The organism is Vallitalea guaymasensis (genome assembly GCF_018141425.1).
GTDB classification, from domain to species: domain Bacteria; phylum Bacillota; class Clostridia; order Lachnospirales; family Vallitaleaceae; genus Vallitalea; species Vallitalea guaymasensis.
In genome coordinates this window covers 231493-245096 of sequence record NZ_CP058561.1, presented here as the reverse complement: position 1 = coordinate 245096, position 13604 = coordinate 231493, and the positions used below count along the sequence as shown (strand labels likewise).

Annotated in this window: 11 protein-coding genes; 10 read left to right on the top strand and 1 reads right to left on the bottom strand. The window is 31.5% G+C overall.

What is annotated here, in order from left to right; all coding sequences use genetic code 11:
• The first annotated feature begins 100 nt into the window (after positions 1 to 100).
• The 7 genes from pstC to HYG85_RS01040 all read left to right on the top strand — a co-directional run bounded on the left by pstC (position 101) and on the right by HYG85_RS01040 (position 8653).
• Positions 101 to 1069, top strand: coding sequence for a phosphate ABC transporter permease subunit PstC (gene pstC, locus HYG85_RS01070; RefSeq protein WP_330619203.1), 969 nt, complete (start codon positions 101 to 103; stop codon positions 1067 to 1069).
• Positions 1069 to 2184 (top strand): phosphate ABC transporter permease PstA, encoded by a 1116-nt coding sequence (pstA, locus tag HYG85_RS24560; RefSeq protein ID WP_212691931.1) that lies wholly within the window; start codon positions 1069 to 1071, stop codon positions 2182 to 2184. Before pstC ends, pstA begins: the two co-directional genes overlap by 1 nt.
• Before the next feature lie 15 nt (positions 2185 to 2199).
• Positions 2200 to 2958 carry a phosphate ABC transporter ATP-binding protein PstB gene (gene pstB, locus HYG85_RS01060; RefSeq protein WP_212691930.1) on the top strand — a complete coding sequence of 253 codons (759 nt, stop codon included), beginning with the start codon at positions 2200 to 2202 and terminating at the stop codon, positions 2956 to 2958.
• Between the two features lie 28 nt (positions 2959 to 2986).
• Positions 2987 to 3634, top strand: coding sequence for a phosphate signaling complex protein PhoU (phoU, locus tag HYG85_RS01055; RefSeq protein ID WP_212691929.1), 648 nt, complete (start codon positions 2987 to 2989; stop codon positions 3632 to 3634).
• 68 nt (positions 3635 to 3702) lie between these two features.
• The gene (locus HYG85_RS01050; protein WP_113674608.1) at positions 3703 to 4401 is read left to right on the top strand and encodes a response regulator; all 699 of its coding nucleotides are present in this window, start codon (positions 3703 to 3705) and stop codon (positions 4399 to 4401) included.
• Positions 4402 to 4425: 24 nt separating this feature from the next.
• A complete protein-coding gene (gene pnpS, locus HYG85_RS01045) occupies positions 4426 to 6174 on the top strand; it encodes a two-component system histidine kinase PnpS (protein WP_212691928.1) in 1749 nt (582 codons plus the stop codon).
• A 175-nt stretch (positions 6175 to 6349) separates the two neighbouring features.
• Positions 6350 to 8653: a family 65 glycosyl hydrolase domain-containing protein gene (locus HYG85_RS01040; RefSeq protein WP_212691927.1), complete on the top strand. Its 2304-nt coding sequence runs from the start codon at positions 6350 to 6352 to the stop codon at positions 8651 to 8653.
• A 116-nt stretch (positions 8654 to 8769) separates the two neighbouring features.
• On the opposite strand, the gene HYG85_RS01035 is transcribed toward HYG85_RS01040, so the two are convergent.
• The gene (locus tag HYG85_RS01035) at positions 8770 to 9768 is read right to left on the bottom strand and encodes a LacI family DNA-binding transcriptional regulator (RefSeq protein ID WP_212691926.1); all 999 of its coding nucleotides are present in this window, start codon (positions 9766 to 9768) and stop codon (positions 8770 to 8772) included.
• A 351-nt stretch (positions 9769 to 10119) separates the two neighbouring features.
• Between HYG85_RS01035 and HYG85_RS01030 the strand changes: the two genes are divergently transcribed.
• The 3 genes from HYG85_RS01030 (at position 10120) to HYG85_RS01020 (ending at position 13257) form a co-directional block, all read left to right on the top strand.
• Positions 10120 to 11421: an ABC transporter substrate-binding protein gene (locus HYG85_RS01030; RefSeq protein WP_212691925.1), complete on the top strand. Its 1302-nt coding sequence runs from the start codon at positions 10120 to 10122 to the stop codon at positions 11419 to 11421.
• A gap of 157 nt (positions 11422 to 11578) precedes the next feature.
• Positions 11579 to 12442, top strand: coding sequence for a carbohydrate ABC transporter permease (locus HYG85_RS01025; RefSeq protein ID WP_113674613.1), 864 nt, complete (start codon positions 11579 to 11581; stop codon positions 12440 to 12442).
• The gene (locus HYG85_RS01020; protein ID WP_212691924.1) at positions 12442 to 13257 is read left to right on the top strand and encodes a carbohydrate ABC transporter permease; all 816 of its coding nucleotides are present in this window, start codon (positions 12442 to 12444) and stop codon (positions 13255 to 13257) included. The genes HYG85_RS01025 and HYG85_RS01020 overlap by 1 nt, the downstream gene beginning before the upstream one ends.
• The last annotated feature ends 347 nt before the right edge of the window (positions 13258 to 13604 follow it).

Below are 13604 nucleotides of genomic sequence, written 5' to 3'. Positions count from 1 at the left end.
ATAAGGGGTTGTCCAGTATATGAGACAGCTCCTTTGCTTGATTTAAAATTATTGATTTGTTCTTTCGTTTTATATATCGTTTAGGTTAGGAGAAAGATGTATGGATATAAATTTAAATATGATAGAAGAAAAAAATAAAACAACGGATAATAAAACATTTGATATGAAAATAGATAAAAGACGTGAATTGCTTGAGTCAGTAGCTAGAAAAATGTTTTTACTTAATGCATGTATAGCAGTTATTTGTGTAGCGGCTATAACTTTTTTTGTGTTCTACAAAGGATTACAACCATTTTTCTCTGGTAATGCTGAAGGAACATATAGCTTAGTTGATTTTTTGACAGGTACCCAGTGGAGACCTAATGATGATATTAATAGTGCTTTATATGGCATCTTGTATATGATATGCGGTTCACTTATGGCTACTGTAGGAGCCATAATCATAGGTGTGCCAATAGGAATATTATCAGCTGTTTTCATATCACAGATAGCACCAAAAAATATCAAAAGGATAATAAAACCAGCAGTAGAATTATTAGCTGGTATACCATCAGTTATCTATGGTGTCTTTGGACTTGGGATTATCGTACCTAAGATTATGGAGATCTCTCCGAGAGCTCAAGGACAATCATTATTAGCTGTTATAATGGTATTGACAATCATGATATTACCAACTGTCATAACCATATCAGAAAGTGCAATAAATGCTGTACCACAGGCATATATAGAAGGATCTTATGGTTTGGGAGCGTCCAAGATACAAACTATATTCAAAGTCATACTGCCAGCTGCTAAATCAGGTATTCTAGCAGGGGTAGTACTTGGTATAGGTAGAGCCATAGGAGAAACAATGGCAGTAATGCTTGTAGCTGGTAATCCAATAGCTGGAATTCCAACTAGTATATGGGACCCTATAAGACCGCTTACGACTAATATTGCTATGGAGATGGGTTATGCGTTCGGATTGCATCAAGAGATACTATTTTCCACAGGAGTAGTATTATTCATATTTATTATTATACTTAATCTCATTTTAAATAGAATAACAGCAAAGGCAGGAGAGAAATAATGAACAGAAGTATAAAAGACAAAATAATGTACGGATTCATTGGTCTGGCAACAGCTTTTACTGTGGGAATTTTATTATGGATAATAGGATTTGTTTTTGTCAACGGATTAAAATATGTAAATCTGGATTTCATAACGTCTGATTATGATTCAAAAACTACTTATGTAACTATACCGGTTTCTGAAAATAGTACAAATAATAAGTTAGGGATTGATTTGGAAATAAAAGAATATGAGGATACTAATTATCCTGTTATAACATCTATTGACAAGTCTTCAAAGGCTAAGGAAGCAGTGGATAAAAAAGGTGAACCATTCAAGCTGAGAAAGGGAGATATAATCAAAAAAGTTGGTGGGAAATCAGTAGAGAACTTAACAGCCTTAGAACTGAATGAGGTTATAAATAATGTTGACACAGATACTATCTTAGTCAAAGTAACCAATAAAGGTGAAGGAATATTTCCTATGCTTATAACTACTTTGTTGACAATATTATTATCATTGATAGTTGCATGTCCCATTGGTATCTTTGCTGCTATATATTTAACTGAGTATGCGAAACCTGGTAGATTAGTAAGATTAATACGATTCGCTACAGAAAGTTTGGCAGGTATTCCATCAATCATATTTGGACTATTTGGAATGATTTTCTTTGTGATATTCTTAAAATTCAACTATTCTATCTTGGCTGGTTCGTTAACACTTAGTATTATATTATTGCCAGTCATCATCAGACAGACTGAGGAATCACTTAAGGCTATACCCAATTCCTATAGAGAAGGTTCATTAGGTCTAGGAGCAACTAAGTTACAAACTATCAGAAAGGTAATATTACCAAATGCTGTATCAGGAATAGTTGTGGCAATTATACTTAGTATAGGAAGAATTGTAGGAGAATCAGCAGCATTGTTACTTACTGCAGGTACGGTAGCTAGAGTACCTAATAACCTATTTTCATCTGGAGCGACATTAACAGTTAAAGCTTATGCTGTAGCAGAGGAACAAGGGGACATAGGTATGGCATGTGCCATTGGATCAATCGTAGTAATTCTTATCTTAATACTTAATACACTATCAAAATTAATATCAAGAAAACTTAATAAGTCAAACGCATAATATAGAGGTGAAAAAATGGATAATAATGTTAAATTTATAGTGGAAAATCTTGATTTGTTTTATGGAGATTTCAAGGCATTGAAAAATATAAATATGAACATCAACACAAATGAGATAACTGCTTTGATCGGACCATCAGGTTGTGGTAAATCAACATTTCTTAGAACACTAAATAGAATGAATGATCTAATTGAAGGAGTAAAAGTTGATGGTTCCATAAGAATAGATGGAGAGGATATCTATGGAGATATTGATGTAATAAAATTAAGAACAAGAGTAGGAATGGTATTTCAAAAACCTAATCCATTCCCTATGAGTATTTATGATAATATTGCATATGGACCAAGAGCTCATGGCATCAAGAAGAAGAGTGAGCTTAATGAAATTGTTGAAAAAAGTTTACGCAGAGCTGCAATATGGGATGAAGTAAAAGATAGATTGAAGAGAAATGCAATAAGTCTATCAGGAGGACAACAACAAAGAATATGTATCGCAAGAGCATTAGCCATAGAACCAGAAGTATTATTAATGGATGAGCCAACTTCTGCACTTGATCCAATCTCAACTATGAAGATTGAGGATTTGGCAACTGAACTTAAGAAAGATTATTCAATCATAATGGTTACACATAATATGCAGCAAGCCGCTAGAATTTCTGATAAGACAGCATTCTTTTTGCTAGGAGAATTAATAGAATATGATAAAACTGAAAAAATATTCAGTAATCCTGAGGATAGTAAAACAGAAGAATATATAACAGGAAGATTCGGTTGATAATTATAATATTGAGAGGATTGAAATTATGCCAATTAGATATAATTTTGAAAAGAAAATAAATGAGCTTCATAAAGATTTAATTAAGATGGGTACACTTATAGAGCAGTCACTAGATGATGCTATTACAGCACTTAAGAAACAGGATGTATCTTTAGCTAAAAAAGTCATCAGTAAAGACGATGAGATTGATTATATGGAATTAAGGATTGAGAAAGAATGTCTATTATTGATTGCAACCCAACAGCCTATAGCAGCTGACTTGAGAGATATAGCATCTGTACTCAAAATCATCACTGATCTTGAAAGAATAGGAGACCATTGTACTGATATATCAGAATATACGATTAGACTAGCAGATGAAAAGTACATCAAACCACTTATTCATATACCTCAAATGGCAGAAGAAGTCAAAAAAATGATTAAAGATACTATAGACAGTTGTATCAACAAAGATTTGGAACTTGCCAAAAGTGTATGTAAGAGAGACGATATAATAGATAATTATTTTGATAAAATAGTTAACGAGCTGATGTTTCTCATGATTGACAATAGTAGTGTAGTCAAACAATGTACAGATTTCCTTTTCATAGTTAAATATCTTGAAAGAATGGGAGACCATGCTACTAATATTGCAGAATGGATAATATTTACTGTTACAGGAGAACATATATAAAAGATAGTGCTTTTTTGTGATATAATATATAATAATAACTACTTTTATATATTATAGGAGGTGTAATAGTGGCTACAAATGTTCTTATAGTAGATGACGAAACCCATATACTGGAATTGTTGCGTTATAATCTAGAAAGCAATGGTTATAAGGTCATTCAATCAGAAACTGGTGAAGAAGCACTAGGGAAACTAAGAAATAACCATGTAGATATAATTTTACTTGATCTAATGTTACCAGGGATAGATGGACTGGAAGTATTAAGAAAAATAAGAGGTACAGAAGCTTACAAAGAAATCCCTGTAATAATGTTAACGGCTAAAAATGAGGAATTTGATACTGTTCTCGGATTAGAAATGGGAGCAGATGATTATATAGGGAAGCCATTTGGTATTCACGAATTACTAGCAAGGATGAAAGCTGTTTTTAGGAGAACAAAAGATAATAAGAATAACCGTGAGGAAAAAGAAGAAATATTATATATTGGAGAACTTACCATTAATAAGCTTACCCATGAGGTTACTATCAGAGACAAACAATTGGAATTGCCTTTAAAAGAGTTTGAATTATTATATATACTAGCTAAAAATAGAGGTCGTGTCTTCGATAGACAATATTTATTGGATAAAATATGGGGATACGATTATTATGGTGAAACTAGAACAGTGGATGTCCATATCAGAAGTCTAAGAAAAAAGATTGAAAGAGATGATAAGAATCCAGAACACATAAAGACTGTTAGGGGAGTAGGGTATAAATATAAATAGTGACTATTGTAAAGGTGTGATAGGATGCAAAAAAAATTAATGGCAACTTATATACTAATAATTTCATTGACAATTATCATAGCTGTTTTATTTTCATGGAATAAAGGTAATCAATATTTTAGAGATACTGTTAGAAAAGATACAGAAACCAAAGGACAGTTATTGATAGATATATTAACTAATGAAGCAGAAAATGACAGCTTGGATTTTCAAGCTTTTGCTGATAGATATTCTAGCAAATCGGAAGTTAGAATTACCCTTATTGATATGGAAGGTATAGTTGTAGCTGATTCAGATGAAGATTACCGTATAATGGATAATCATGCCTTTAGAAATGAAGTTTCTCGTGCCATTAAAGGAGAGATTGCATCCAAAATCAGATATAGTGATACATTGGGGACTTATTATTTATATACTGCTTTGCCTATAAGTATAAAAGGATTTCAAGGTGTTCTAAGATTATCTATGCCTTTGATTGAGATACAGAATATAGCAATAGATATGATTAAATATGTTGTGTATGGTATTTTAATCGGTGCTGTAATTGCTGTGATTATTGCTTATATAGTAACTAAGAGGTTTATGGAGCCCCTTGGACAATTGACCCAGGCAGCAATTAAAATATCAGAGGGTAACTATAATGATAAGATATATATAAGAAGTAAAGATGAAACAGGAAAGTTGGCTGAAGCGTTCAATGATATGTCAGTTAAACTTAGCCTCAACATGTGGAAATTGGAAAAAAGGAATCGGGAATTTGAGTCGGTTCTAAGTAGTATGATTAATGGTGTGGTTGCAGTTGATGAAGATTATAAAGTGTTTTTATATAACAGTAAGTTGAACCAGATACTGAACATACAAGAAGATATAGTAGGTAAATCCATCTATGAAGTAATACGTAACACAACTATTTTCAATGTACTAGAAAAATCAATAGAACAGAATGAGTATATTGTGGATGAAACAATTATAAAAAGTAATAAAAAAGATAAAACTGTTAGAGTATATGCGAATCCCATATTTGCACCAAAACGTGCTAGTATAAAAACCATGGGAACTCTACTTGTAATCAGGGATATAACACAAATGAAGAAGTTAGAGACCATGAGAAGCGATTTTGTATCTAATGTAACCCATGAATTGAACACTCCACTGACATCAATCAGGGGTTTTGTTGATACCCTTAAAAATGGAGCTATAAAAGATGAAAAAGTTGCGGCTAGATTCTTGGATATAATTGATATTGAAACAGAAAGACTATCATTATTGATTCAAGATATACTATCACTTTCTGCAATAGAAAATATGGAAGATGAAAAAAACAGCAGTGATAATAATATAGGAGAAATCATAAATGAAGTTACAGAAATACTAAACCCAAAATTAGAAAATAAAGATATTAATATAGATATTAGAGTCAAGAAAAACGTAACTTATAACTGCAACAGAAATAGAATTAAGCAGTTGATAATTAATCTTATGGATAATGCAATAAAATATACTGAAAAAGGTAGTGTCATAATTTCATGTGATGAATCAGAAGAAGATATAATTATAGAAGTGACTGATACAGGCATTGGAATTGAAGAACAGCATATACCTAGATTATTTGAGAGATTCTATAGAGTGGATAAGGGACGCTCAAGAAACATGGGAGGAACAGGTCTTGGTCTTTCTATTGTTAAACATATTGTAGGGCTTTATAAAGGAAAAATAGAAGTTGAGAGTAATATTGGAGTAGGAACAACTTTTACAATCAGGCTTCCAAAATAAGGCTTAATAAATTAATTATAGTTGACATTTTCATAATTATTATAATAATGAATTAATTAATTGCAAAAAATAATTCATTTTATACTTGATTTATTTGTTAAACTATAATATAATTTTAATCATCAACGCAACCGTTTGCACATAAAATAATCTGAAAAGGTAGGTGTAAATATTCGTGAGAGAATATTTTAATAGTGATGATTGGCTTATTATAGAAGAGGGTTTTGAACCTGAATATAATAGGGTATCTGAAAGCGCTATGAGTCTTGGGAATGGCCATATGGGCATACGTGGTAATTTCGAAGAAAAATACTCAGGCGACAGTCTTTCAGGTACTTATTATGCAGGTATCTATTACCCTGACAAAACCAAAGTAGGATGGTGGAAAAACGGTTATCCAGAGTGGTTTGCAAAAGTACTTAATGGTATTAATTTTATTGGAATTGATGTTAAAATTAATGGATTGGAACTAGATATTGCAAAGTGTACTGTAATCGATTTTCAACGTATACTAAATATGAAACATGGTTATTTAGAAAGAAGTTTTGTTGCTGTTGATAAAAACAATAACAAAACTAAAATAATCAGCAAAAGATTTTTAAGTATGGCTGAATCTGAGATAGCTGCTATAAAATATACTGTTATCCCATTGAATTATGATGGTGAAATAACATTGAATCCATATCTTGATGGAAAAGTAGTCAATGAAGATTCTAATTATGATGAATACTTCTGGGAAGAAGTAGATAAAAAGGCAGAAGATAATTTATGTTATCTTAATATGAGAACCAAAAAACTGGACTTCCGTGTTTCATGTGCCATGAAATATGAATTATCAAATAAAAATGATAAGATCCAGCCAAAAGAAATGACTTTAATTTCTGAAGAAGATTATGTAGCTAATCTATTAAGTGTATCTGCTAAAACTGGAGATGAAATTACTCTAACAAAATACATTTCAGCAGTTACTAATAGAGACTATGATAATGAAGACTTAGTTAATAAATCTGTCAGTGCAGTAAATAAAGCTTATGAATCAGGATTTGACAATTTGTTTGAGGCTCACAAAGAAACATGGGACAGCAAATGGGAAGAGAATGATATTACAATAGTAGGGGATAAAAAAGCACAGCAAGGAATCAGATTTAATATATTCCATCTTAATCAGACATATACAGGTGAAGATCAAAGATTGAATATTGGACCAAAAGGATTCACTGGTGAAAAATACGGAGGTAGCACATATTGGGATACAGAGGCATATTGTATACCTTTCTATCTAAGTACTTCACCAAGTAAAATTGCTAAGAATCTATTGATATATCGTTATAATCATCTTGAAAAAGCAAAAGAAAATGCTAGAAAGCTAGGCTTCAAGGGTGCATTATATCCTATGGTTACTATGAATGGTGAAGAGTGCCATAATGAATGGGAAATAACATTCGAAGAAATTCATAGAAATGGTGCCATAGCATACGCTATATACAATTATGTTAATTACACTGGAGACAAGAAACACCTAGCTGATTATGGAATTGAAGTTTTAGTTGAGATAAGCCGTTTCTGGGCTGATAGAGTTAACTATAATAAAGCTAAAGATAAATATATGATTCTAGGGGTTACAGGTCCTAATGAGTATGAAAACAATGTAAACAATAACTGGTATACTAATACAATAGCCAGCTGGACATTAGGATATGCAATGGAAGCTCTTGACTATGTAAAGAGCGAATATAGTGATATCTATGACAGGCTATTGAACAAATTAGAATTAAAAGAACAAGAAGTAGATAAGTGGAAAGATATAATTGATAAAATGTACTATCCATATATTGAAGACGAAAAAGTTTTCTCTCAACAAGATGGATATATGGATAAAGAACAGATATTAGTGAAAGAATTACCTGAAGGTAATCTGCCAATTAATCAAAATTGGTCTTGGGATAGAATATTACGTTCTTGTTTCATAAAACAAGCAGACGTTATGCAAGGTATCTATTTCTTCAATGAGAGATATGATATGGATACTATCAAGCGTAACTTTGATTTCTATGAACCTAGAACAGTTCATGAATCTTCATTATCACCTTGTATCTACTCAATTATCGCTAGTCAGTTAGGTTATGAGAAAAAAGCTTACGAGCTATATCTTAGAACTGCTAGACTGGATCTTGATAATTACAACTGTGATAGTGATGATGGACTTCATATTACAAGTATGGCAGGTACATGGATGTCTGTAGTACATGGTTTTGGAGGTTTGAAAGTTAAAGATAATGAATTATACCTTTCACCATTTTTACCAAAGTCATGGCAAGAATATTCATTCAGGATTCTATTCAGAGACAGTCTTCTTAATGTAAAAGTGGGTAACTCTGTAGTAATAGAATTAATATCAGGCGATGATGTTACTATCAATGTATTTAAACAAAAATACACTGCAACTAAGAATAATAAAATAGAAATAAAGAATAATTAGAATTAGAACTTTGCTATAGCTATATAAATAAAAAGGATGTACTATATTATTGGAGATATTAATACCTAGAACTTATAAATCAAGGTAAATATGCTTTTAATAATATAGTATATCCTTTATTTTGTAGAATCTCTCTCTATTAGTTTTGTATCAATAATATAATTATTGGTTTCCATTGGAATATTTTCTATTTGATTAATAAGAAGTTTAGCAGCAAACATGCCTAATTTTTCGGCGTTGATATCAACGGATGAAATACTTGGCTTTTTATACTGAGATATGACAGTATTATTGAAACCCACTAAAGATACATCTTCGATTCCTTGCTCCAATAGGGCTCTTTGCACTCCAAAAGCAATTAGATCATCTGTTGTAACTATGGCATCAGGTGTTTGGTAATCTATCATTTCCTTGGTAGCTTCGTAGGCTGCTTCTTCAGTATAATCTTTTTCATATATAAGATTAAGGTCTGCTTTTATATTATTGACTTTTAAAGCTTTCAAATAACCAAGCAATCTATATTTGGTTACTTTGAATTCGTGTGAGCCACCAATGAATCCGATGTTCTTATTACCTTTCTTGATTAACAAGTCTACAACATCATACATTGCTTTTATGTTATCATTATCTACCCAATAAGTATTCTTTTCATCATCAGGCTTTCCGATAACTACAAAAGGGTGTTTCCTATATTGGAGAAAAGCGATGCTTCTATCATTATCTTTAACAGTTGTCAAGATGATTCCATCAACCCATTGACTACCAACTAGGTTGGATAGAACCTCAACTTCGTCTTCATCATTATCAGCATGTGTAAAAAGTATATAATATCCTTTTTCTTTTGCATAAGAACTGATACCACGCATTGCTTGAACAAAGAATGGATTTAATAACAAATCAGCTTTGGAACCAGGTAATAGAAGTCCTAAGGTCTTGGTGGATTTGTTGGTAAGACTTCTTGCTATCAAGTTCGGTTGATAATTTAATTCTGCCATTGCAGCTCTCACACGTTCTTTCGTTGCATCACTGATCCTGGAGTTATTGGAGATAACTCTTGATACAGTTGAAGGGGAAACGTTTGCACGATTAGCTACATCTTTGATTGTTACGGACATTGATACACTTCCTTTTTAAGATTTATTATAAAATCATTATATAACAATTAAAAGTTAAAATCAACTAAACAGTATATTATTAGGCAATTTGTTGAGTATTAATAAACTGCTGGTGCAGAATTTTCTTTTTTTTGTTGACAATTTATAAATCACGTGATATACTTCAATTGTAAGGCAAACGGTTGCATTATTAATAACCAAGCAAATATTGGTTATACTAACATAATAAGGAAAAAGATTTATCTAAAAATTATGTAAAAGAATTTATTTACATATTTTTGCCATTAGATAATGATTAGTACCAATAAATGCAAGCGATTGCGAGAAAATCAGAGAAAAGGGGAAATAGAAATGAAAAATAAGATTTTTAAAACTATATCTATTTTACTAGTAGTAGTATTTGCTATAGCAGGATGTAAATCAAATACTAAGACAGATGATAAGGAAAAAGCAACTGTTGATATTTTTCAATTTAAAGTAGAAGCAAAAGAGGCTCTAGAAGCTGCTGCAGATGAATATATGAAGCAAAATGAAAATATAACTATCAATATTGAAACAGTAGGTGGCGGAGACGATTATGGTGCGGCTTTGAAATCAAGATTTGCATCGGGAAAAGAACCTGCAATATTTAATGTTGGTGGTTTACAAGATGTTTATGATTGGAAAGACAACTTAGCAGATTTATCACAAGAACCATGGGTTAAAGCAGCATTTGCTGGAACTTTGGATTCAGTTACAGTTGATGGTAAAGTATACGGATTACCATTCAACCAAGAAGGTTATGGATTAATCTACAACAAAGCAATCTTTGAAAAAGCTGATATTGATCCAGCAACAATTACTTCATTCAAAGCTCTTGAAGAAGCAGTTAAAAAATTAGATTCTATGAAAGATGAATTAGAATTAAAAGCAGTATTTGCATTCCCAGCAAAAGAGACTTGGGTAACAGGATTACATCTTGCAAATATCCAATTCGCTAACGAGTTCAAATCTGTAAATGAAGCTTATGAAGCTAAGACAATTGAAATGCCATATGCTGATGCATGGAAGAAATTACTTGATCTTCAAGCAGATTATGCATATCAACCAGATGGAACAAGAGGTTCATTAAACAGCGTAGACTACTCTACACAAGTTGAAGAAATGTTCTCAATCGGTAGAGTTGCACTTATTCAACAAGGTAACTGGGCATATGGAAGTATAGCTGGTATTGATGAAGAACTTGCTTCAAATATTGGATTATTACCATTACCACTTGAAGGTGTTAATGAAGATTCTATTCCAGTTGGAATTCCTAACTACTGGGCAGTAAACAGCGCTAAGAGCGAAGCTGAAGTAGCTGCTGCAAAAGATTTCTTGAACTGGTTATATACTTCTGAAGAAGGTAAGAAAAGAATCATTAATGATTTCAAATTCATTCCTGCTTTTTCAGGTTATGAATCAGATGAACTTCAACCAAGTGATCCACTTGCTAAAGATATCTTAAGATACAGCAACGAAGGTAAAACAATGCCATGGGTATTCATGGGATATCCAACAGGTTGGGGTATGGACGTATTAGGAGCTGATATACAAGGATATTTATTAGGTGACTTATCATGGGAAGACTTATTAAAAGATGCCAAAGATAAATGGGCTGAAGGAAGAAAATAATAAATTAGCAATATGAAATATAATATAAAGCAGTGAACGGTTAGCAAGTAATAGACTGTTTTCTGCTTTATATATGGATATAAAGTATTAACAGCATAAAAGGCTATGATAAATAGCATAATAATCAAAACAAAAAAACAGTTAAGGAGGTTTGCATATGAGACGAAGTAAAGTAGCTTTTTATGGATTTATTGCACCATGTTTTATAGCATTTACTATTACAGTAATTATTCCATTCATATTTGGAATATACTATTCCTTCACTGACTGGAATGGTATTAAAAGTGATGTAAGCTTTATAGGATTTAGTAATTATGCTGAAATTTTCAGTGATAAGGGCTTTGGCAGTTCCTTTTTATTTACGATCTTATTTGCTGTAGCATCAGTATTATTAATTAATATTATAGGATTTACTTTAGCAATAATAGTAACCAGAAAATTAAAAATCCAGAATGTACTTAGAACTGTATTCTTTATGCCTAATCTTATTGGAGGATTAATTCTAGGATTTATATGGCAATTTATATTTGTTAAAGTATTTGCTATGATTGGTGACGCAACAGGCGCAAAATGGATGCTTGGATGGTTATCCACTACAGAAACAGGATTTTGGGGATTAGTAATCCTTATGTGTTGGCAGATGTCAGGATACATCATGATCATATATATTGCAGCATTGCAAAATATACCTACTGAACTTATAGAGGCATCTAAGATTGACGGAGCTAACTTCAAGGCTAGAATGAAACATATTATATTCCCATTAATAAGACCTGGATTTACAGTATGTCTATTCTTAACTTTATCAAATGCTTTTAAGCTATATGACCAAAACTTGTCATTAACTGGTGGAGCACCAAGAAACTCTACACAGATGCTTGCTCTTAACATTTACAATACAGCATTCAAGTTCAATAAGATGGGTCAGGCACAAGCAAAGGCAATCATTTTCTTTGTAGTTATAGCTTTGATTTCCCTTATTCAAGTGTATTTTTCTAAGAAAGGGGAGGTGGAGATGTAATGAAAGCCAATAAAGTTATTACAGGAATTATAGGTAGTGTACTAGGACTATTGTTTTTAGCACCATTTTATATCATACTTACTAACTCATTCAAGACGAAAAAAGAATTGTTCATGAATACTCTAAGCTTACCAAAAGGTTTGAATTTTGATAACTATATAAAAGCTTGGAAAGAACTGGATTTCATAAAAGTATTCTTTAATTCGTTTTTAATAACACTTATAAGTATTGTAGTAATAATTGTATTCGCTTCTATGGCTGCATGGATGATTCAGAGAACGAATAATAAGATAGCTAATCTTATTCTATATATGTTCATAGCGGCTATGTTGATACCTTTTCAATCTGTTATGCTTCCATTAGTTCGTTTAATGGGTAATTTGCACATGTTGAATATACCAGGGATAATATTTATGTATTTGGGATTTGGTTCCAGTTTGTCCATATTCCTGTACCATGGTTTTATTAAAAGTATACCTCGTAGTTTGGATGAGGCTGCTACTATAGATGGATGTAATAGTTTGCAAACTTATATATATGTTATATTTCCAATATTGAAACCTATATCCATAACAGTTGCACTGTTAAATATGGTTTGGATATGGAATGACTACCTATTACCATCATTGACTATTAATAATGAAGAAACTCATACAATACCTCTTAGGATATTCTATTTCTTCGGTCAATATACTAAACAGTGGCACCTAGCACTTGCAGGTTTAACACTTAGTATAATACCAGTTATTATCTTCTACTTCTTTGCACAGAAGCAGATTATAGAGAGTGTAACAGCAGGTAGTGTAAAAAGTTAATTATTGTATCATAGAAATATATGGGAACTATCTCACAGATACATTAAATATGGTGTATCAGGAGGTAGTCCTTATTTTATTATAAAAAGTCTTAAGAACCGTATACTAGTATCTATTATTTGGATTCTATATAATATAGGAAACAACTGTTTTTTATAAGTTAATTTTACTTTTATACATATAGAATGTAAAATTATTTTATAAAAGTTGAAGAAATAAGTAAAATGAGTTGACAGTATATATATGTCTAAGGTATTATTTTAATATTAATTGATAGATTATAATAGTTAATTTGTGACTGTAACAATAAGTATAATCATTTATTAACTCATTACATTACTATAAAT

What these genes read in the sequence shown, in the direction of transcription:
- pstB (WP_212691930.1), top strand. Translation starts at nt 2,200, where the DNA reads ATGGATAATAATGTTAAATTTATAGTGGAAAATCTTGATTTGTTTTAT.
- phoU (WP_212691929.1), top strand. Translation starts at nt 2,987, where the DNA reads ATGCCAATTAGATATAATTTTGAAAAGAAAATAAATGAGCTTCATAAA.
- HYG85_RS01020 (WP_212691924.1), top strand. Translation starts at nt 12,442, where the DNA reads ATGAAAGCCAATAAAGTTATTACAGGAATTATAGGTAGTGTACTAGGA.
- pnpS (WP_212691928.1), top strand. Translation starts at nt 4,426, where the DNA reads ATGCAAAAAAAATTAATGGCAACTTATATACTAATAATTTCATTGACA.
- HYG85_RS01025 (WP_113674613.1), top strand. Translation starts at nt 11,579, where the DNA reads ATGAGACGAAGTAAAGTAGCTTTTTATGGATTTATTGCACCATGTTTT.
- pstC (WP_330619203.1), top strand. Translation starts at nt 101, where the DNA reads ATGGATATAAATTTAAATATGATAGAAGAAAAAAATAAAACAACGGAT.
- HYG85_RS01035 (WP_212691926.1), bottom strand. Translation starts at nt 9,768, where the DNA reads ATGTCCGTAACAATCAAAGATGTAGCTAATCGTGCAAACGTTTCCCCT.
- pstA (WP_212691931.1), top strand. Translation starts at nt 1,069, where the DNA reads ATGAACAGAAGTATAAAAGACAAAATAATGTACGGATTCATTGGTCTG.
- HYG85_RS01030 (WP_212691925.1), top strand. Translation starts at nt 10,120, where the DNA reads ATGAAAAATAAGATTTTTAAAACTATATCTATTTTACTAGTAGTAGTA.